Below are 18,480 nucleotides of genomic sequence, written 5' to 3' on the forward strand. Positions count from 1 at the left end.
CCATCACGGCAACGAGGCACGCATGAAACAGCGAATAATCCGCCTGATCAGTAGCGCAAGACTGCTCAAAACAGCGGGACGTTCTCGGCCAAGTCGACCTAGACGCCCAGCACTATCTAGCCTCCTAGCCCCTCCCTCCCCCTCCTCCCCTAAGGAGACGGAAGAGCCCCAGTACACCCTCTATGAGCTGCTGGAAGCGCCACTAGGCGTATAGAGCCCATTGGCTATATGTCTCAACACAGGACTTGCGCCTTTTCGAGACCTGCCAAAAAGGTCGCGAAAACAGCCAAGAACGGTTCGGGGAGGGGCGGGGAAACGTCGCTGAGGAATGTGTTCGCACGAGCCACGCGAAGCGCGGCGAGCCCGAACACCCCTGACGAAGCGATGTTTCCCCGCCCCTCCCCGAACCCAAACCTTGCGGGCTCAAAAACCCGAACCTTCTAGGCTATAAATTCAGACGGCTATTGACAAAAGCCCAGAGAGCACTTAGCCCAGCAGTTCGATGATTCGATTCATCTCTTCCGGTGACGAGAACACGATTTCGATACGCCCATGCTTCTCGGACCCCTTGATCGACACCTTGGTGGAGAAACGCTTCTCCAGATGCTGCTGAATCGGCGACCCCGCCCACGGATTGTTGCGGTTCGTCTTCGGCTTGCGTGGCTCTTTGCCTGCGTTCATCGACACGATCTCTTCGGTGCTGCGCACGGAAAGACCTTCTTTGATGATGCGTTCGGCGAGCTTTTCCATCTCTTCGTCGCTGTTGAGCCCCAGCAGCGCACGCGCATGGCCCGATGACAGCAGTCCGGCTGCCACCTTCTTCTGCACGCTGGCTGGCAGGTTCATCAAACGCAGTGTGTTCGCGATCTGCGGGCGCGACTTCGACACCGATTGCGCGAGCTGCTTCTGCGTCAGTCCGAACTCGTCGATCATCTGCTGGTAGGCCGCCGCCTCTTCGAGCGGGTTCAGCGCCACTCGGTGCAGGTTTTCGAGCAGGGCGTCGCGCAGCATGTATTCGTCGGAGGTCGTTTTGACGATCACCGGAATCTCGTCGAGCCCTGCGAGCTGCGACGCACGCCAACGGCGCTCCCCCATGATGAGCTCGTATTCGCTGTCCATATGGCCGGCGAACTGGTCATCCGAATTGTTCTGCGGGTGCTTGCGTGCCTCTTCGATTTGTTCCTGCGGACGCTTGCGCACGACGATCGGCTGCAAGACGCCGACTTCTTTGATCGACTCCGCGAGTTCGCGCAATTCGTCTTCGTTGAACACGGTGCGTGGCTGGTAGAGGTTCGGTCCGATCTGATCTGGATGCAGTTCGATCAAATATCCACCTGCAACCGGCTTGAGTTCAGGCACATCGGATTCCGCGGTGTCAGACTGCGCTGAAGACGCTGACACAGACGCCGTTGACGCTCCTGCGAGAGGCGTTCCGTCGAAGAACATGTCGCTCGGATGCGCGGTCATCTGTGTGAGACCGGGCATCGTCGCGCGCTTGGTGTGCGAGGCTTTCTTCGGCTCTGTTTTCTTGCTCTCGACCGGATGATGCTCCGCGGCCTGCGGCTGCAACGTCATCGGCGCGGAGAGCTTGTTGACGGTTTCAGCGTGGATCGTCATTTCGCCCATCGACGGGATCGTCGAGCTCAGCGGCGAGATCGGCCCTTCCACGCTCACCGATGCCGATTCGCTGCTCGCTGCAGATTTCTCAGCCGGCTTCTGCGCCGACTTCGCTGCCTGAGCTGGCTTCTCAGCCGCTTTTCGCTGTGGTGCGGCGGCTGGCTTGGCGTTGTTCTGTGGTTGCGCCGCAGCCTGCGTTTCATGCTGGATTTCCTGCTCGTCCGGCAGTGTCGGGAACAGTGCGCCGAGTCCTCTGCCTAAGCGTGATTTCGATGCCATCAGTTCTCATTCCTCCTCGACGCAATGGTTTCCAGCACAACTGCGGAGCGATCGTTCATCTCGTACGCCGCTTCGCGATATGAAATAGCACCCAGTCCTCGCGGATCGTAGCTGATCACTGTCTGGGCGAAGCTTGGAGCTTCGGAGATCTTCACTGTGCGCGGGATCGTCGTGTCCAGCACAATGCTCGGATAGTGCGTTTTGACTTCCTGGTAGACCTCGCGACTGAGCAGCGTGCGCTTGTCGAACATCGTCACGAGCATCGTCGAGACGAGCAGCTGCGGGTTGAAGTGCTTCTGCACCAGGCCGATCGTGTTGATGAGCTGCCCCAAGCCTTCGAGCGCATAGTATTCCGCTTGGATCGGAATCAGCATTTCGGTGACCGCGCACATCGCGTTGATGACGAGCAGGCCCAAACTTGGCGCGCAGTCCACGAACACGTAGTCGTAGTGGGTCGGTGACTGCTCGAGGAACTGGTCGAGCGCGTCACGCAGCAGATTGTTGCGGTTCGGCATATCGGCGACTTCGAGTTCGGCACCCGACAGGTCGATGGAGGCTGGCACGACTTCCAGAGATGGGAAATCCGGGCAACGCTGCATGACTTCGGAGATCTGCGCGCGCCCTTCGAGCACGTCGTACACCGACGGATCGCCAGAATTGTGGCTGACGCCGAGCGCGGTGGACGCGTTGCCCTGCGGATCCATGTCGATGACGAGCACGTTCATGCCCGCTAACGCGAACGCTGCGGCCAAGTTCACTGTAGTGCTCGTTTTGCCGACGCCGCCTTTCTGGTTGGCGACGGCGATGCGGCGCGTGTCTGCCGGACGTTTGAATGTGAGTCGGTCGAGCGCATGGTAGCGCGCGGATGCGTCGGCGATTTCGGAGCCGACGCCAGACCCGTTATGGTCGGAGAATATGCGCGCTATGGTTTCCGATGCGCTTTCCATGCCAGGGATGTTCCCTTGTTCAGTCACGAAGACGGCCCTCCTGTTCAATACGTTCCAGTTTCTTCATTCGTATGGACAGTTTCACACGAGTTTTCACGAACACTTTTCACTGTGGATAACTTGTGGATAACTTCGTATTATTCACAGCCCGACTTGATTCCCCGCGGTGTTCGAATAGTTTGAAATTACTGATATTTCAGTGATTATTGACTATTGCACACGACGAAGAAACTGCTGTGGATAACTTGAGTTGAGTTATGCACAATGTGGATAACTTTTATTTCTTGTCGACAATGACGACTTGCGTTGACTCGAGCCCGTCTGCGACCGGAGCGGTGACGACGCGCGGCTTGATGCCTCCGAATCTGCGGATCACATCCTTCGCTTTGTCGATCTCCTGCTGCGCCGAACGTCCTTTGAGCGCCACAAGCGCACCCTTCGGTTCGACGAGCGGAAGCGCCCAGCCTGCAAGCTTCGTCATCGGCGCGACCGCACGGCACGTCACAACGGCGAACGGGTGGGTGATCGACTCGAACACTTCTTCCGGCACCTCGGTTTTGCCGCGCCCCTGCCCTTTATGCATGCGCAACGCCGCGATCGCGGCCTCGGCACGCCCGCGCACGACGTTGACGTTCGTGAGTTGCATCGCCTCGACGCATTCATCGAGCCATTCGATGCGGCGTTCCATCGGTTCGATCAGCGTCACCGTGTGATCCGGCAGCATGGCTGCGATCACCAGCCCGGGAAATCCTCCACCACTACCGAGATCCGCAACCGTTTTGAACTGCTTTCCCTCGGTTTTCTCGGCCACGAACGGAACGATAGCGGCTGAATTGAGCAGATGGCGCTCCCACAGAATATCGACGTCACGCGGGCCGATCAATCCTCGTTCTTCGCCCTCATTGCGAAGTTTCTCGTGAAACACTTCGATCGCGGGCAGAGCATCACCAAACACATCATGCAACACATTGGATTCGGCGAGCTGTTCATCGGTATGGATCTCAACACTCATAATGCACCATCCTACCGCGAACAAACGTCACGACACCACGTGAAACATTCAACTCATGTAAGCACACGTCTACAAAGCAGGCGCTGCACGGCGTTCATGAGTTACGATAATCGGCAGTCCGTGATCGCCGGTGCGTAGATCCCCTCGAGTGTCGGCGTCATCTCGGCTCTTGCCGCGGCACCGGAAAACCTGGTCTCCATAGCCGCGGCGCTTACAACAGTGGAGGGGCGCTCCCGAATGGGAACGCCCCTCCACTGCATATTCGCCTGTATGATCTCCGCGTGTATGCGCGTATCAGCAATCGCGATCAGTCGTCGACGAGGAACTCGTCTTCCTCAATGCCATCGTCTTCCGTCTCCGTACGCTTCAGGTACACGGTCACGTAGCGGTGCGGTTCTTCACCATGCGAACGGGAACGGAGCCCTTCGTCACGAACCACATCGTGAATGATCTTGCGTTCGAACGAGTTCATCGGCTTCAAATCGACCGGCTCACCGGTTTCGCGAACCTCATCGACGGCATCGAGGGCCATGTCGCGCAGCGTCTGGCGCTTGCGCTTCAGGAAGCCGTCGACGTCGACGATCAGGTGCGAACGCTCGCCGGTGGCCTGCTGCACGGCAAGGCGGGTCAGCTGCTGCAACGCGTCAACCACTTCGCCGTTGCGTCCGATCAGATGCTTGATGTCGGTGTCGTCGTCTGCCACGATCTGCACCATCGGGCGGCCGTTACGCACACCCATTTCGATATCGCCTTCGTAGTCGGCGATGTCGAGGAGCTCTTCGAGGTAATCGGCGGCGATGTCAGCTTCTTCATTGAGCTGATCGATTGTTTTCTCGTCATGTTGAACCATGGGCATTCCTTCCAAAATGACTGTCAAGATAAGCCAAAAATTGGCGTTACTTCTTCTTGTTACGGTTCTTTCGCTTCGGCTGCTGACGCTGGAATCCTTGCGAGACGCGAGCTTCGGCCTCGGACTTGGCGCGTTCGAGCTCTTCCTCTTCGAGAGACGGCTTGCCTTCCCTAGCACGCTTCTTGTTCTCGTTGTCGTGGTCACGAATCACCTTCGCTTCGGCGGCTGGGCTGCCCGGGGTCGGGAACTCACGCACCTGCCACATCGTGCGCAGAAGGTTGCAGATGTTGTTGGCGAGCCAGTAGATGAGCACTGCGAATGGCATCGCGACGCCGGAGAAGATATACATGATCGGGAAGATCCACAGCATCGCCTTCTGCATCATCGCGCTCTGGCGGTTCACCGTGGCGGGCGCAGTGTTGTGGCGCATCGAATAGTACTGCATGTACCACAGGCAGGCGCACATCAACGCCACGAAGATGCCAATGACGATTTTGCCGGTGGTGCCACTCGACGTAAACGTGTCGGTGATCTTGACACCGAAATACGTGGACTGCGAGAACGACTGCGCCGTCTCCACATCGAAGGCGCCAAGCGGACTGCGCTTGCCGCGGGCGATGTATGGGATCGCGGAGAGCACGTAGAACATACACATGAACACAGGGCCCTGCAGCAACATTGGCAGGCAGGATCCGGCTGGGTTCGCGTGGTTGTCTTGATACAGCTTCATCATTTCGCGCTGCATCGCCTCTTTCGAGGCCGGGTCGTTCTTGCCCTTGTATTTGTTCTGGATCTTCGCCATCTTCGGCTGCATCGCCTGCATAGCTCGCATGCCCTTCATGCTCTTGTAGTAGAGCGGGAACACGCAGGCCTGCACCACGATCACCAGGAAGATGATGGCCAGCGCCCAGGAAAGGCCGTGTTCAGGCATGCCGAGAAGCGTGAACAGCTTGTGGAACAGCCACATGATCTGCGTCATCAGCCATTCGATAGGCGTCAGGATTTTGTAAACAAACCCCCAGATGCCAGCGTCGAGAAGAAAGTTATCTGTATTCATTTAGGCTGCCTGCTCCTTCCGATGTGATGGCAGCGGGGTCAGTCTAGGCTCCTCATGTGCCTTCGACCATGAAAACCTGTAGAACAGCGAGAAGCGCTGGGGAACGTCGTCGATACCGCAGGGGCTCCAAGGCCTGCAGCGCAACAGTCTCAGCGCGGCGAGCATTCCACCACGGAATGCTCCGAACCGTTGCACCGCCTCAAGGGCATAGTTGGAACAGCTGGGGTAATAATGGCAAGAGGGCGGTATGTTCGCTGAAATCCTTCGCTGATACCAGCGAATGCAACGAATCATCACACGCCCTACATACCCGGTCATGATTGCTCCGATTTACGCGTCACTGCGCGAAAAAGCGTCTGCATTTGCGCTTCGAGTGATTGAAAAGAGGCATGGGCAGCCCCCGGCTTCGCGCGCAGAACGATGTCGCAGTCTGCGGGAAGCTCGTCTTCGTAGCGATGCGCCAAAACGCGAAAGCGTCGTTTCACCGTGTTGCGTACCACCGCATTTCCCACCGATTTGGAAACGGCCAAGCCCAAACGCCTCGTCGGCCCCCTGCCGGTGTGCGGCGAATCCGATGGCGTGCGCACGATGTAGTGCAGCACGATATCCGCATCGGTCACGCGGCGACGGCGTTTGAGCACGGCGACGAATTCACGGTGGTTTTCAGCCGCTCCACTTCGTCTGAATCAGTCTGGAATCAGGCGGAGAGGGTCTTGCGGCCCTTGGCGCGACGACGGTTGATCAGCGCGCGGCCTGCGCGGGTGCGCATACGGACGCGGAAGCCGCTCTTCATGTGACGGCGACGGTTGTTCGGCTGGTATGTCCTCTTCATAATAAACTCCCGGTTATTCGGCCATGCTGATGCACGGCTCCTCATGAGTCAAGCTCTACCACTTTACAAGTACCCCTTCCCCACTGGTTCCCCACTACTATGTGGGTGAATTATTTGGCGCACAAAATCACACTCAGCTTGTGGGTGAATCACCAAAGTTATCCACAAATGCGTTGAAATTCGGGGGATTACTTCGCCGTGTCGTCCACCGCAATGCACAAATTAGTGCAAAACCCAGTGTTTTCAACACGCAACCCTGTGGATAACTTCTTTACGATGGAGTAATAATAGTGTATTGCACTTTGAAACGACAGAATGGGTGACGTGCTCGATGAACGCAGAGAATTTCGACCCGGCTACGCAGGCCGCGACCATATGGTCTGACACGCTTGCGTTGCTGCAGCAGAATTCCAGCCTGACCGCCCGTGAACAAGGTTGGCTCGCAGGAGTGAACCCAGAAGCCGTGTTTGGCACCACGATAGTTCTCGATGTGGAGAACGCGCAGACACTGCAGGTGCTGCAGACCGAGCTCAATCGCCCGCTGCTCGACGCATTGGAGATCGCGAACGGCGGCGAGCAGATGCTGCCCGCGTTCAAAATCATGCCCCCAGCGCCCGTTCCACAGCCTGCGCCGGCAGCAGAGCCAGCGCCGGCAGCGCCCGCTGCTCCAGTCGCAACTCAGCAGGCACCGGCGGCCTCAGCGCCAGCCGCTCAAGCGCAGCCGGCATCTCAACCGCTTCAGACCCCGGTAGTCGTTCCGCAACCAGTACCAGCTACGGCCACGCAAACCGTTCCTGCGCCAGCCGTCGCGCAGCAGCCGGCCCGTCGCGATTCGCATTACGACGAGGCGATTGTGCAGACGTTTGAAGACATCGATCCGGTGGCGAGTTTCGGCCCGAGTGTTGCCACCGCCACTCCCCCGCAATATGCCGCCACTGATTTCGATGCGGCTCCTTCCATCGCCCCAGACCTGGGTGCGGGTCAGGCGAACACGTTCCGCGATCCTCAGACGCATCTCAATAGCAACGACACGTTCGACACGTTCGTGCAGGGCGATTCTAACCGTTTTGCGCGCACGGTGGCGTTAGCGGTTGCCGAGGGTTCTGGCCGTGACTACAACCCGTTGTGTATTTATGGCGGCTCTGGCCTTGGCAAAACGCATTTGCTGCATGCTATCGGCAACTATGCTGTGCAGAATCAGAAGCCGCGTCCGCGTGTGCTCTATGTGACGAGCGAGGAGTTCACGAACGATTTCATCGAGTCGATTCGTACGTCGGGGCAAGACAAGGAAGCGCCCGGAATGGGCAATTTCTACCGCAAATACCGTGATGTGGATGTGTTGCTCATCGACGACATCCAGTTCCTCGGTGGCAAGCCGGGTACGCTCGAGCAGTTCTTCCACACGTTCAATTCGCTTTATCAGGCGAATAAGCGCATTGTTATCGCCTCTGATGTGCCGCCACGCAATCTCGAGGATTTCGAGGATCGTTTGATTTCGCGTTTCGAGCAGGGTCTCACGGTTGATATCAAGCCGCCGAATCTGGAGACGCGTATTGCGATTCTGCACACGTTGGCCGACCAGAACCATACGCGTGTGCCCAATGATGTGCTCGACCTGATTGCCGAACGGTTCACCGACAACATTCGTGAGCTTGAGGGTGCGCTCAAGCGTGTTATCGCCATGGCGTCGTTGACGCATCAGCCGGTGACGCGTTCGCTCACCGAGCGTGCGTTGCAGGACTTCTTCACGACGGAAGTGGAGATCAAGCCGACCGACATCATCGCCAGGGTCGCCAAGTATTTCCACCTGACCTTCGACGACCTGGTTGGCCCTGCCCGCCCAAGGAATGTGACGCTGGCGAGGCAGATCGCCATGTATCTGACAAGGGATATGACCAGTATGAGTCTGGTCAACATAGGCCAGATCTTCGGAGGCCGTGACCACACGACGGTGATGCATGCGTGTAAGCACATCAACGACGAAATGCAGGAGAAGCAGGAGATCTACAACTACGTCAACGAGCTAACCGCCGAGCTCAAGCAGCACATCAACGACTAGCCCTCCCCTTCACGCCGATTTTGCGCCGATTAGGGGTCCTTTACCCGTGTGGGTGGCGGCGCGCGGAGACCTGTGCTGAGGAATGTGCGCGCGCGAAGCTCGCGACACCCCTGACGAAGCGCGGGTCTCCGCGCGCCGCCACCCACACAGCCCAGTCACACTACGTCGGCAGAAAATCAAAAATATCTGCGCGCCACGCGAAACAACCATGCAATCCATGCGCCAAGTCATGCGTCCCCAATATCGTGGGAAAAGCCCGAAAATTCAACGAACATAGCAATGTGCGGCGTGAAAATAACTTATCCACATGGTTATCCACATTTGTGGGCATCGCCGGTGGATTGCATGTGAGAAACGCCGAAACCCGCTGTGGATAAGGCTTTACGAGATGTGGATAACTTTTGGGAGGTTTGACGGCTGTGGAAAACTCGCCTAGTTATGCACACGAGATTCAGAAGTTATCCACATAGTTCGATTGTGGATAACTTGCGCGGTTTCAACACTTTCCACAGTTATCCACAACATCCACCGCGCTTATTATTACTACTTACTTACTTTTCTTATAAAGCTGATAACAGCAATAACTCGGGAAAGCAAAAACATTAAGCACAGCTCGATCTACGAACCCGCTAGAATAAACAATCAGCACATAGCACGAAATCAAGCATCAAGAGCAAGGAACAGCAATGAAAGTTGAAGTCAACACCGCTGCATTCGCAGATGCAGTAGCTTGGACCACTAGCGTGATCGACGCTCGTCCGGCAAATCCTATTCTCGCGGGTGTGAAATTGGAAGCTCAGGATGGCACGATGCAGCTTTCGGTGTTCACCTATGAGATTTCTGCGCGAGATCACGTTGAGGCAGGTATTGATGAGGCTGGAACCGTTGTGGTGCTTGGCAAACTGCTTGCTGACATCAGCAAATCGCTGCCTGCTGAGAAAACGTATCTGGACGCCAACGAGACGACGATGACGATCACTTCCGGTGCTGCGAGCTTCACGCTGCAACTGATGCCGGAGAGTGAATACCCGGATTTGCCGGAACTGCCGCAGCAGCTCGGCCAGGTGGACGCGCAGACGTTCATGCAGACGGTGAATCAGGCTGCCATTGCGGTGGCTCGCGATGAGAATCGCCCGGTTCTGACCGGCGTGCACATGCGTTTCAACGGCGATGAGGTGACGCTGAGCTCTACTGATCGCTTCCGTTTGGCGCGTGCGAGCTTCCACTGGACTTCGCAGGATGAGCAGCTGGAAACCACTGCGTTGGTGCGTGGCGCGTATTTGACGAAGATCGCCCGTTCGATGGATGAACGCGAGAACGTCACGATTTATTTGGACGCCGAGAATCCTTCGCTCATCGGCATTGAGAACGCCGGCCGCGTTTCCACGGTGCAGCTGATCGATGGCGAGTTCCCGTCTGTTGACCGCCTGTATGCGGACTCCTACCCGATTCAGGCCGTCATCAACAAAACCGATTTGCTCGAAGCCGCCAAGCGCGTGTCGCTGGTCGCCGAGCGCAACGCCCCGATTCGCATGGTGTTCACTGAGCAACAGGTGCTGCTCACCGCTGGCGGTATTGACGAGGCTTCGGCGAAGCAGACGCTCCCTGTCGATCTCGATGGCGAAGACATCACGGTGGCATTCAATCCGGCGTATCTGCGTGACGGTTTGAGCGTGATCACCGAGCCATACATTCGCATGAAGATGACGACCGCGGTGAAGCCGGTGGAATTCAACGGCCAGCAGGAGCAGGATTCCGAGGAGTCGATGAACTACCGTTACCTGCTCGTGCCGATGCGTTTCAACGTCTGATCGTACGAAGTTCACCAATTTACGAATACTGATACTGCATACTGCGAGTGAGGGGAGCGGAGTGACATGATAACCGTCAGCAGACTGGTTCTCGACCACTTCCGCTCCTGGACTCACTGCATGTTCGACTTCACACCTGGCGTCAATATTCTGCAGGGTGCGAATGGGCTCGGCAAGACGAATATCGTCGAGGCGCTGGAAGTGCTGTCGACTGGCTCGTCTCACCGTGCCTCGTCTTCGCTCCCGCTTGTGCAACGCGGTTTTCAAACGGCGACTATTCGCGCAAATATAGAAGAACAAAAGTCAAATAATGAAGATTCGACAACAACTTTTGAGTTGACAATTCGTGCCAGGGGAGCGAATCGAGCGCGTATCAACGGCGGCGCCAGCATCTATATGCGCGATATAATCGGAAAAATTCCTTTTATTGCGTTCACTCCTGACGACCAACGACTGGTGTGGGGAGATCCTGCCGTACGCAGGCACTTCATCGACCAGACTGCGGCGGTGCTGGTGCGCGGATATGCGCAACGGTTGCAGCAGTTCACCCATATCGCCAAGCAACGCGCTGCGCTGTTGAAACAGCTGGGTTCGCAAGATGGTGACGTGCAACGCGACGCTGCGCTGAGTGGACTGGAGATTTGGACGGGGCAGTTCATTGACATCGGATCGCAGATCACTAGAGACCGCAATCATATGATCGAACTGCTCAATACTTTTTCGGTTCGATCGTCCGTGAATTGAGTGATGACGCTGAAGAAGCTCGGCTGGTGTATGAGCCGTCGTTCGACGAGCTGCTGACGATGGCATCCAATGACGAGGCGTATGCGGCGATCAGCGCGCATTTCCAACGCATCTACCCAGGTGAGGTGGCGCGTGGAGTCAATCTGATCGGCCCGCAACGCGACGATGTGTCGATCGAACTCAACGGCATGCCCGCACGCGAATACTCGTCGAACGGCGAGAGCTGGACGCTGGCGCTTGCCATGAAAATGGCGGTGTATCGCCTGCTTGAGCAGGAGCATGGCGAACGGCCGATCGTCGTGCTCGACGATGTGTTCGCGCAGCTCGACCCGACGCGTCGCGCGAAGATCATGGAGTTCGCAGCCAAGCAGGATCAAGTGCTGATAACCGCCGCCGCGCAATCCGATGTACCGCAATTCGCTGATGCGAATGTGATCGACGTGGCTCATGTGGCTGCGCAATCCGACGATGATCCGTTGCTTAAGCAAGCTGCGCAAGCCGCGAAACGGGGGAGCGCGGCATGAGTGACGCACCGATCGTAGAGCAGCTCAAACTCAACGAGCAGACATTGCCAGCGGAAGAGTTCGAAAGAATTTCCGCCCGATCAGGACTTATTGCGGAACGTCGAATCAAACGCGAGGAAGCGCTCGAGAACTTCGGCAAACCGGGGCGCGATGAAGTGAAACTCGGCTCGGTGTTCACCGCCGTTGCGAAACAGGCTGGCTGGGTTCCGCACATGAAGCTCGCCACGCTGCGCAACGACTGGGCGTCGATCGTCGGAGACGTGATCGCGCGCAACACCACAGTCGGCTCGCTCTCGAACGGAGTGCTCACGATTCATGCGAAATCACCGTCGTGGACGACGCAACTCACGTTCCTGATACCGGAGCTGCAGAAAACGATACGAGAAAAACTCGATGGGCTCGATATTCGCGAGATTCGAGTCACCGGACCGCAGGCGCACGGTCCTGCCACGCGGAAGAAGCAATACGTGCGCCAGAACATGCACTATCGCGCACGCTGAACAAAAATAATATAAATTATTATATAAATATAAATGAATAATTAATATTTGCGAGCATGGTCTCTCAGCGAGCTTTCAGAGAATTTGATGGCACGGTTTCGCTGGTTTGCAGTCTCCTCACGACTTCGCGCGGTCTACTTGAGCCTAACAAGTTGACCACTCTTTACGCAAGGAGGAGCGATGAGCCAGCCGGCACAACATCCGCGCACTGCGGGGCCGCGCGTACAACCGCTTATCGTAAGCGCCGCAGTGATCTCACTCGTTTTGGGTTTCGACTACGACAGCGAATTCGACACGAAGACCACGTGGACGATGGCATGACGCGGGCTGACAGGGGCTGACAAGCCGCTTTGCACAACGGTTTCTCTCTCTCCCCCCAGCACCCAAGATCACCGAATAATAGCAATACTTTGAAAGGAACACCCATGAGCAACCCATTCGGCAACAACAACGGCACCAACAACACCGATTCCGAACACACCACATTCACTCCAACGAACGCTTCGGCGAATACGTCGTCGCAGACGACCCCGATCGAACCGCTGAACGTGCAGATGAACACTGCGCCTGCTTCCTCCTCCGCCTCGGCTGTGGCGGCTCCGAAGAAGGGACTCGGCGGCAAAACGATAACGCTTCTGGTAGGCGTCACACTGCTGTGCGGCGTGGTCGGCGGCGTCGGAGGCGGATTGGTCTACACGTCTGTGGCAGGCAACAAGACCTCGACCTCGCAGCAGATGCAGATGCCCGGTGGCGGCATGCCTGGCGGCGGTCAGGGAGGTCAAGGTGGCACCAGCCAGAACGGGCAGGGTGGCATGCCTGGCGGTCAGAGCGGAAACAGCAACGGCCAGAGCGATTCGCAAGGCGATAGCCAGAGCAACGGCAATTCGAACAGCAATTCCAGCTCAAACTCGTCGAGCTTCGATTCGTCGAGTTCAACGTCGAATTCCTGACCTGCATAGTTGAGACTTCGGGCGGCCGATATTCCCCATCCTGACCTTACCTACTCGCGGCCGCTCGACCCGGTTGGCCTCTTGGAACGCGTTTTCCAGAATGCGCGCGTTCCAAGAGGCCAACTTTTTTGTGTATGAAGAACGCTGAAAAAAGGGAAAATACGCTGTAAGGGCGCTACGCTTTCACGTCCCCACGCATGAGTAGAATATTTAACAGAGTAGTTGAACGCCCACAAGGGCGTTTTATTCGTGTTATAGGGCATATCGCTTTGTAGCGAACCCTTCAAACGAACTTCACAGAAAGGAATCTCTGTGGCAGATCAACCATCTGATTCCATGCCGGAATCGTCGGCATCGATCGATCCCAGCACGCAGAACAACGCCGATGACGCGCAGCTGGACGACACCCTGTCTCCTGAGCACTACGACGCCAGCGACCTCAAAGTGCTCGAAGGCCTTGAGGCGGTGCGCATCCGACCGGGCATGTACATCGGTTCCACCGGCCCGCGAGGCTTGCACCACCTGGTGTATGAGATCGTCGACAACTCCGTTGACGAGGCTCTGGCAGGATACGCCACGCACATCGAAGTGACGATTCTGCCCGACAACGGCATTCGCGTCGTCGACGATGGCCGAGGCATTCCGGTCGACGAAGTGCCGGGCGAAGGCATTTCCGGCGTTGAAACGGTTATGACGAAGCTGCACGCAGGCGGCAAATTCGGTGGCGGCGGCTACGCGGTCTCCGGCGGCTTGCACGGCGTGGGCATCTCCGTGGTGAACGCGCTCTCCACGCGCGTTGATGTGGAAGTGCGTCGTCAGGGCTATTACTGGACGCAGACCTACATCGATCAGCATCCGACCGCCCCGTTGAAGAAGGGCCGCGCTATGGATCCGGGTGAATCGACCGGCACGTCGGTCACGTTCTGGGCCGATCCGAAGATCTTCGAAACCACGATCTACGATTTCGAGACCCTGCGCAGCCGTTTCCAGCAGATGGCGTTCCTGAACAAGGGCTTGAAGATCACGCTCACCGATCTTCGTCAGGTGGACGAGGCTCGCGACGAGGTGGCCGGCGACGGCGACAACGCTGTTGAAGAGATGCACCAGACCGTCACCTACCAATACAAGAACGGCATCAAGGATTACGTGGCGTTTCTGGTGAAGTCGCGCAACACGACGCCGATCGAGCCTGATGTGATCGACATCGAATCCGAAGACCTGAACTTGGGCATCTCCGCTGAAATCGCGATGCAGTGGACGACCGCATATTCCGAGTCTGTGCACACCTTTGCAAACACGATTTCGACGACCGAGGGCGGCACTCACGAAGAGGGCTTCCGTGCCGCGTTGACGAGCATGATCAACCGTTACGCTCGCGACAAGAACATCTTGAAAGACAAAGATGACAACCTCTCCGGTGACGACGTGCGCGAAGGCTTGACCGCCGTCATCTCGGTGAAGCTCACGAATCCGCAGTTCGAAGGCCAGACGAAGACGAAGCTCGGCAATTCCGAGGCGAAGACCTTCGTGCAGCGCGTGATGAACGAGAAGCTCAGCGATTGGCTCGACTCGCATCCGACCGAGGCGAAGAACATCATTCAGAAGGCGATGGAGGCTTCGCGCGCACGTCTCGCAGCGAAGAAAGCCCGCGAGAACACGCGCCGCAAGTCGATTTTCGAATCCGCTGGCATGCCCGACAAGCTCAAGGATTGCCAGTCGAACGATCCGAGTGAGTGCGAGCTGTTCATCGTCGAGGGTGATTCCGCAGGCGGCTCCGCCATTCAGGGGCGCAACCCGCTTACGCAGGCGATTCTGCCGTTGCGCGGCAAGATTCTGAACACCGAGCGCGCGAGCCTGGACCGCATGCTGAAGTCCGACACGATCGAATCGCTTATCACCGCCATCGGCGGCGGCTACGGCGAAGACTTCGACATCGACAAGGTGCGCTACCACAAGGTCATCATCATGGCGGATGCCGATGTTGACGGCGCCCACATTGCCACGCTGAACCTGACGCTGTTCTTCCGCTACATGCGCCCGATGATCACCGCCGGCTTCGTGTATGTGGCTATGCCGCCGCTGTACCGACTCAAGTGGACGAAGGGTCCGCACGATTTCGTCTACACCGACGCCGAGCGCGACCGCGTGCTCGCTGAAGGCAAGGCGAAGGGGCGTCAGCTGCCAAAGGGCGAAGGTATCCAGCGCTACAAGGGCTTGGGCGAGATGAGCTATCAGGAGCTGTGGGAGACCACGATGGACCCTGATCACCGCATCTTGAAGCAAGTGCACATCGAAGACGCATTGCAGGCAGACGAGACGTTCTCGATGCTGATGGGCGACGAAGTTGAGCCGCGCCGCCTGTTCATTCAGCGCAACGCTCACAACGCTCGCTGGATCGACGCCTGAGTTCACGCGCGTATTCGTATTCGAAGAATTTGATTTTTAAGGTAAAGGATTTCAAGTGGCAGACGAACAGAACACTGGCACTGATGACGAGCAGAACGTGCCCGACGGCTCGATGGAACCGTTGAGCCCGCAGGAGGCCGATCAAACCGATTACGGCCTGCTGAGCGGCCAGCGCGTGCAGCCGATCGACTTGCAAGACGAAATGCGTCAATCGTATTTGTCGTACGCACTCTCGGTGATCGTTGAGCGCGCGTTGCCTGACGTGCGCGATGGCATGAAGCCGGTGCATCGTCGCGTGGTCTACGCGATGTATGACGGCGGCTACCGCCCGGATCGTGGTTACAACAAGTGCTCGCGCGTGGTCGGCGACGTCATGGGTAAATACCACCCGCACGGCGATTCCGCCATCTACGACACTTTGGTGCGTATGGCGCAGAGCTGGTCGATGCGCTACATGCTCGTCGACGGTCAGGGCAACTTCGGCTCTCCGGGCGACGACCCGGCCGCTGCAATGCGTTACACCGAATGCCGTATGGCTCCGCTCGCCATGGAGATGGTGCGCGACATCGACAAAGACACCGTTGACTTCGTGCCGAACTACGACGGCAAGACGCAGGAGCCGACCGTGCTGCCTGCTCGCTTCCCGAACCTGCTCGTCAACGGTTCCTCCGGCATCGCCGTCGGCATGGCCACGAACATTCCTCCGCACAACATGCGCGAGGTGGCCGATGGCGTGCATTGGGCGCTTGACCACCCAGATGCCAGCCGTGAAGAGCTGCTCGACGCACTGATCGAACGCATCAAGGGCCCTGACTTCCCAACCGGCGCGACGATTCTGGGTCACAAGGGCATCGAACAGGCCTACCGCACAGGTCGTGGCCTCATCACGATGCGCGCCGTGGTCAACACCGAAGAGATCAAGGGGCGTATGTGCCTGGTCGTCACCGAGCTGCCGTATCAGGTGAACCCCGACCGCTTGGTCGCATCGATTCGTGAAGCCGTGCGTGACGGCAAGATCAACGGCATCGCCGACATGCGCGATGAAACCTCCGGTCGTACCGGCCAACGCCTGGTGCTCGTGCTCAAGCGCGACGCCGTGCCGAAGGTGGTGCTCAACAACCTCTACAAGCATTCGCAGCTGCAGCAGACCTTCGGCGCGAACATGCTCGCATTGGTCGATGGCGTGCCGCGCACGCTGAGCCTCGACGCGTTCATTCGCCATTGGGTCGCCCACCAGCTCGACGTTATCGCCCGCCGCACCGCCTACCTCAAGCGCGAGGCAGAGGAACGCGACCACATTCTGCAGGGCTATTTGAAGGCTCTCGACATGATCGACGAGGTCATTCACCTGATCCGTTCGTCGCAAACCGTTGAGATCGCTCGCACCGGCCTCATGGATTTGCTCGACGTCGACGGCATTCAGGCCGACGCGATTCTCGCGATGCAGCTTCGCCGACTGGCAGCCCTCGAACGTCAGAAGATTCTCGACGAGCACGACGAATTGATGCGCCGCATCGCCGACTACGCCGACATTCTGGCCAAGCCGGAACGCCAGCGCAAGATCGTCGGTGACGAACTCGACGAGATCGTGGCGAAGTACGGTGATGACCGTCGCACGAAGATCCTGCCGTTCTCCGGCGAGATGAACGTCGAAGACCTGATCGCCGAAGAGAACGTGGTTGTGACCGTCACGCACGCCGGCTTCATCAAGCGCACGAAGGCCGATGAATACCGCGCACAGCACCGCGGCGGCAAGGGCATCAAGGGTGCCAAGCTGCGCGATGACGACGTGGTGGATCACTTCTTCCTGACGAGCACGCACAACTGGCTGCTGTTCTTCACGAACAAGGGCCGTGTGTATCGCCTCAAGGCATACGAGCTGCCGGAGGGGTCGCGCGACTCCAAGGGCCAGCATGTGGCGAATCTGCTGCAGTTCACGCCGGACGAGTCGATTCAGGCCGTGCTCTCGATTCCGAACTACGAGGTGGCCGACTACCTGGTGCTCGCCACCCGCTCCGGCAAGGTCAAGAAGACGCGCCTTTCCGAATACGATTCGCCTCGTCAGGGCGGCCTGATCGCCGTTCGCCTGATGCAAGACGAGTCGGGCGAAACCACCGACGAAGTGATCGGTGCGGCGCTGTGCAATGCCGATGACGACATCATTCTGGTGTCGAAGCTCGGCATGAGCCTCAAGTTCCGTGCCGACGACGAGCAGCTGCGCCCAATGGGTCGCCAGACCGCAGGCGTGCAGGGCATGAAGTTCCGTGCCGAGGACGAACTGCTCGCCATGGATGTAATCTGGGGTGACGAGAGCAAGGATCTGCTCGTGGTGACGAACCAGGGCTTCGCCAAGCGCACTGCCTTGAGTGAATACCGCCTGCAGGGTCGTAACGGCTTCGGCGTGAAGGCCGTGCAGCTCACCGAGGAACGCGGCACGCTCGTCGGTGCAGTCGTCGTGACCGAAGAAGACCAGATCATGGCCATCATGAAGTCCGGCAAGGTGATTCGCTCCAACGTCAGCGAAGTCAAGCTCACCGGCCGCACCACGCAGGGAGTCACGCTTGCCAAGCCGGATGCCGGCGATGAGATCATCTCGATCGCGCGCAATGCCGAAACCGAAGACGAGGCAGACGGTGAGACCACCGTCACCGAGTCTTCCGCAGGTTCCACCGAAACCCAGCCAGCCGAAGGCCAGCCGGTGTTCGAGGAACGCAGCGAAGACGGCATGCCGGTGATCGAAGAGGAATCCGCCGCCATCGAGGAAACCCAGCAGGGTGACAACGGCGAAAGCGGCGAGAGTGCCGAAAACGACGAAGAATAAATCGCTGAGACGTCAATTGTCTAGATTGCGGAGCCGTGAGTCCTCTCACGGCTCCAAGGTCTTGAAACATT

At 57.9% G+C, this 18,480-nt stretch carries 14 protein-coding genes and 2 pseudogenes; 8 read left to right on the plus strand and 8 right to left on the minus strand.

Annotated elements, in window-relative coordinates:
* Positions 1-486 precede the first annotated feature (486 nt).
* The 8 genes and pseudogenes from GSD1FS_RS02610 to rpmH all read right to left on the minus strand — a co-directional run bounded on the left by GSD1FS_RS02610 (position 487) and on the right by rpmH (position 6,594).
* Positions 487-1,896 carry a ParB/RepB/Spo0J family partition protein gene (locus GSD1FS_RS02610; protein ID WP_155588258.1) on the minus strand — a complete coding sequence of 470 codons (1,410 nt, stop codon included), beginning with the start codon at positions 1,894-1,896 and terminating at the stop codon, positions 487-489.
* A complete protein-coding gene (locus GSD1FS_RS02615; RefSeq protein WP_155588461.1) occupies positions 1,896-2,843 on the minus strand; it encodes a ParA family protein in 948 nt (315 codons plus the stop codon). Before GSD1FS_RS02615 ends, GSD1FS_RS02610 begins: the two co-directional genes overlap by 1 nt.
* Before the next feature lie 277 nt (positions 2,844-3,120).
* The gene (gene rsmG, locus GSD1FS_RS02620) at positions 3,121-3,855 is read right to left on the minus strand and encodes a 16S rRNA (guanine(527)-N(7))-methyltransferase RsmG (RefSeq protein ID WP_155588259.1); all 735 of its coding nucleotides are present in this window, start codon (positions 3,853-3,855) and stop codon (positions 3,121-3,123) included.
* Positions 3,856-4,162: 307 nt separating this feature from the next.
* Positions 4,163-4,705, minus strand: coding sequence for a Jag family protein (locus GSD1FS_RS02625; RefSeq protein ID WP_155588260.1), 543 nt, complete (start codon positions 4,703-4,705; stop codon positions 4,163-4,165).
* A gap of 46 nt (positions 4,706-4,751) precedes the next feature.
* Entirely contained in the window at positions 4,752-5,762 is a 1,011-nt protein-coding gene (gene yidC / locus GSD1FS_RS02630; RefSeq protein ID WP_155588261.1) for a membrane protein insertase YidC, read from the minus strand.
* Positions 5,763-6,056 (minus strand): membrane protein insertion efficiency factor YidD, encoded by a 294-nt coding sequence (yidD, locus tag GSD1FS_RS02635; protein WP_155588462.1) that lies wholly within the window; start codon positions 6,054-6,056, stop codon positions 5,763-5,765.
* A gap of 20 nt (positions 6,057-6,076) precedes the next feature.
* Positions 6,077-6,427: pseudogene (gene rnpA, locus GSD1FS_RS02640) on the minus strand (ribonuclease P protein component); the annotation flags it as partial.
* Between the two features lie 32 nt (positions 6,428-6,459).
* The gene (gene rpmH, locus GSD1FS_RS02645) at positions 6,460-6,594 is read right to left on the minus strand and encodes a 50S ribosomal protein L34 (protein WP_155588262.1); all 135 of its coding nucleotides are present in this window, start codon (positions 6,592-6,594) and stop codon (positions 6,460-6,462) included.
* Positions 6,595-6,925: 331 nt separating this feature from the next.
* On the opposite strand from rpmH, the gene dnaA reads away from it, so the two are divergent.
* From dnaA to gyrA, 8 genes and pseudogenes are all read left to right on the plus strand, one after another.
* Complete coding sequence (gene dnaA, locus GSD1FS_RS02650; RefSeq protein WP_155588263.1) at positions 6,926-8,653, plus strand: chromosomal replication initiator protein DnaA; 1,728 nt, start codon at positions 6,926-6,928, stop codon at positions 8,651-8,653.
* A 686-nt stretch (positions 8,654-9,339) separates the two neighbouring features.
* A complete protein-coding gene (gene dnaN, locus GSD1FS_RS02655) occupies positions 9,340-10,464 on the plus strand; it encodes a DNA polymerase III subunit beta (RefSeq protein WP_155588264.1) in 1,125 nt (374 codons plus the stop codon).
* Positions 10,465-10,533: 69 nt separating this feature from the next.
* A pseudogene (gene recF, locus GSD1FS_RS02660) lies at positions 10,534-11,732 on the plus strand (DNA replication/repair protein RecF).
* Positions 11,729-12,232: a DciA family protein gene (locus GSD1FS_RS02665; RefSeq protein WP_155588265.1), complete on the plus strand. Its 504-nt coding sequence runs from the start codon at positions 11,729-11,731 to the stop codon at positions 12,230-12,232. Before recF ends, GSD1FS_RS02665 begins: the two are co-directional and overlap by 4 nt.
* Before the next feature lie 180 nt (positions 12,233-12,412).
* Entirely contained in the window at positions 12,413-12,553 is a 141-nt protein-coding gene (locus GSD1FS_RS02670) for a hypothetical protein (RefSeq protein WP_155588266.1), read from the plus strand.
* A gap of 104 nt (positions 12,554-12,657) precedes the next feature.
* Complete coding sequence (locus tag GSD1FS_RS02675; protein ID WP_155588267.1) at positions 12,658-13,182, plus strand: hypothetical protein; 525 nt, start codon at positions 12,658-12,660, stop codon at positions 13,180-13,182.
* Between the two features lie 312 nt (positions 13,183-13,494).
* The gene (gene gyrB, locus GSD1FS_RS02680; RefSeq protein ID WP_425481776.1) at positions 13,495-15,588 is read left to right on the plus strand and encodes a DNA topoisomerase (ATP-hydrolyzing) subunit B; all 2,094 of its coding nucleotides are present in this window, start codon (positions 13,495-13,497) and stop codon (positions 15,586-15,588) included.
* Between the two features lie 112 nt (positions 15,589-15,700).
* On the plus strand, positions 15,701-18,409 hold the full coding sequence (gene gyrA, locus GSD1FS_RS02685; protein WP_155588464.1) for a DNA gyrase subunit A: 2,709 nt from the start codon (positions 15,701-15,703) through the stop codon (positions 18,407-18,409).
* Positions 18,410-18,480: the final 71 nt, after the last annotated feature.

It is taken from the genome of Bifidobacterium canis, assembly GCF_009727065.1.
In the GTDB taxonomy this organism is placed as follows: Bacteria; Actinomycetota; Actinomycetes; order Actinomycetales; family Bifidobacteriaceae; genus Bifidobacterium; species Bifidobacterium canis.

Bases quoted from the DNA above. Each gene is read 5' to 3' on its own strand.
- GSD1FS_RS02610 (WP_155588258.1), bottom strand. From the start codon at position 1,896: ATGGCATCGAAATCACGCTTAGGCAGAGGACTCGGCGCACTGTTCCCG.
- GSD1FS_RS02615 (WP_155588461.1), bottom strand. From the start codon at position 2,843: ATGGAAAGCGCATCGGAAACCATAGCGCGCATATTCTCCGACCATAAC.
- rsmG (WP_155588259.1), bottom strand. From the start codon at position 3,855: ATGAGTGTTGAGATCCATACCGATGAACAGCTCGCCGAATCCAATGTG.
- GSD1FS_RS02625 (WP_155588260.1), bottom strand. From the start codon at position 4,705: ATGGTTCAACATGACGAGAAAACAATCGATCAGCTCAATGAAGAAGCT.
- yidC (WP_155588261.1), bottom strand. From the start codon at position 5,762: ATGAATACAGATAACTTTCTTCTCGACGCTGGCATCTGGGGGTTTGTT.
- yidD (WP_155588462.1), bottom strand. From the start codon at position 6,056: ATGATTCGTTGCATTCGCTGGTATCAGCGAAGGATTTCAGCGAACATA.
- rpmH (WP_155588262.1), bottom strand. From the start codon at position 6,594: ATGAAGAGGACATACCAGCCGAACAACCGTCGCCGTCACATGAAGAGC.
- dnaA (WP_155588263.1), top strand. From the start codon at position 6,926: ATGAACGCAGAGAATTTCGACCCGGCTACGCAGGCCGCGACCATATGG.
- dnaN (WP_155588264.1), top strand. From the start codon at position 9,340: ATGAAAGTTGAAGTCAACACCGCTGCATTCGCAGATGCAGTAGCTTGG.
- GSD1FS_RS02665 (WP_155588265.1), top strand. From the start codon at position 11,729: ATGAGTGACGCACCGATCGTAGAGCAGCTCAAACTCAACGAGCAGACA.
- GSD1FS_RS02670 (WP_155588266.1), top strand. From the start codon at position 12,413: ATGAGCCAGCCGGCACAACATCCGCGCACTGCGGGGCCGCGCGTACAA.
- GSD1FS_RS02675 (WP_155588267.1), top strand. From the start codon at position 12,658: ATGAGCAACCCATTCGGCAACAACAACGGCACCAACAACACCGATTCC.
- gyrA (WP_155588464.1), top strand. From the start codon at position 15,701: ATGGAACCGTTGAGCCCGCAGGAGGCCGATCAAACCGATTACGGCCTG.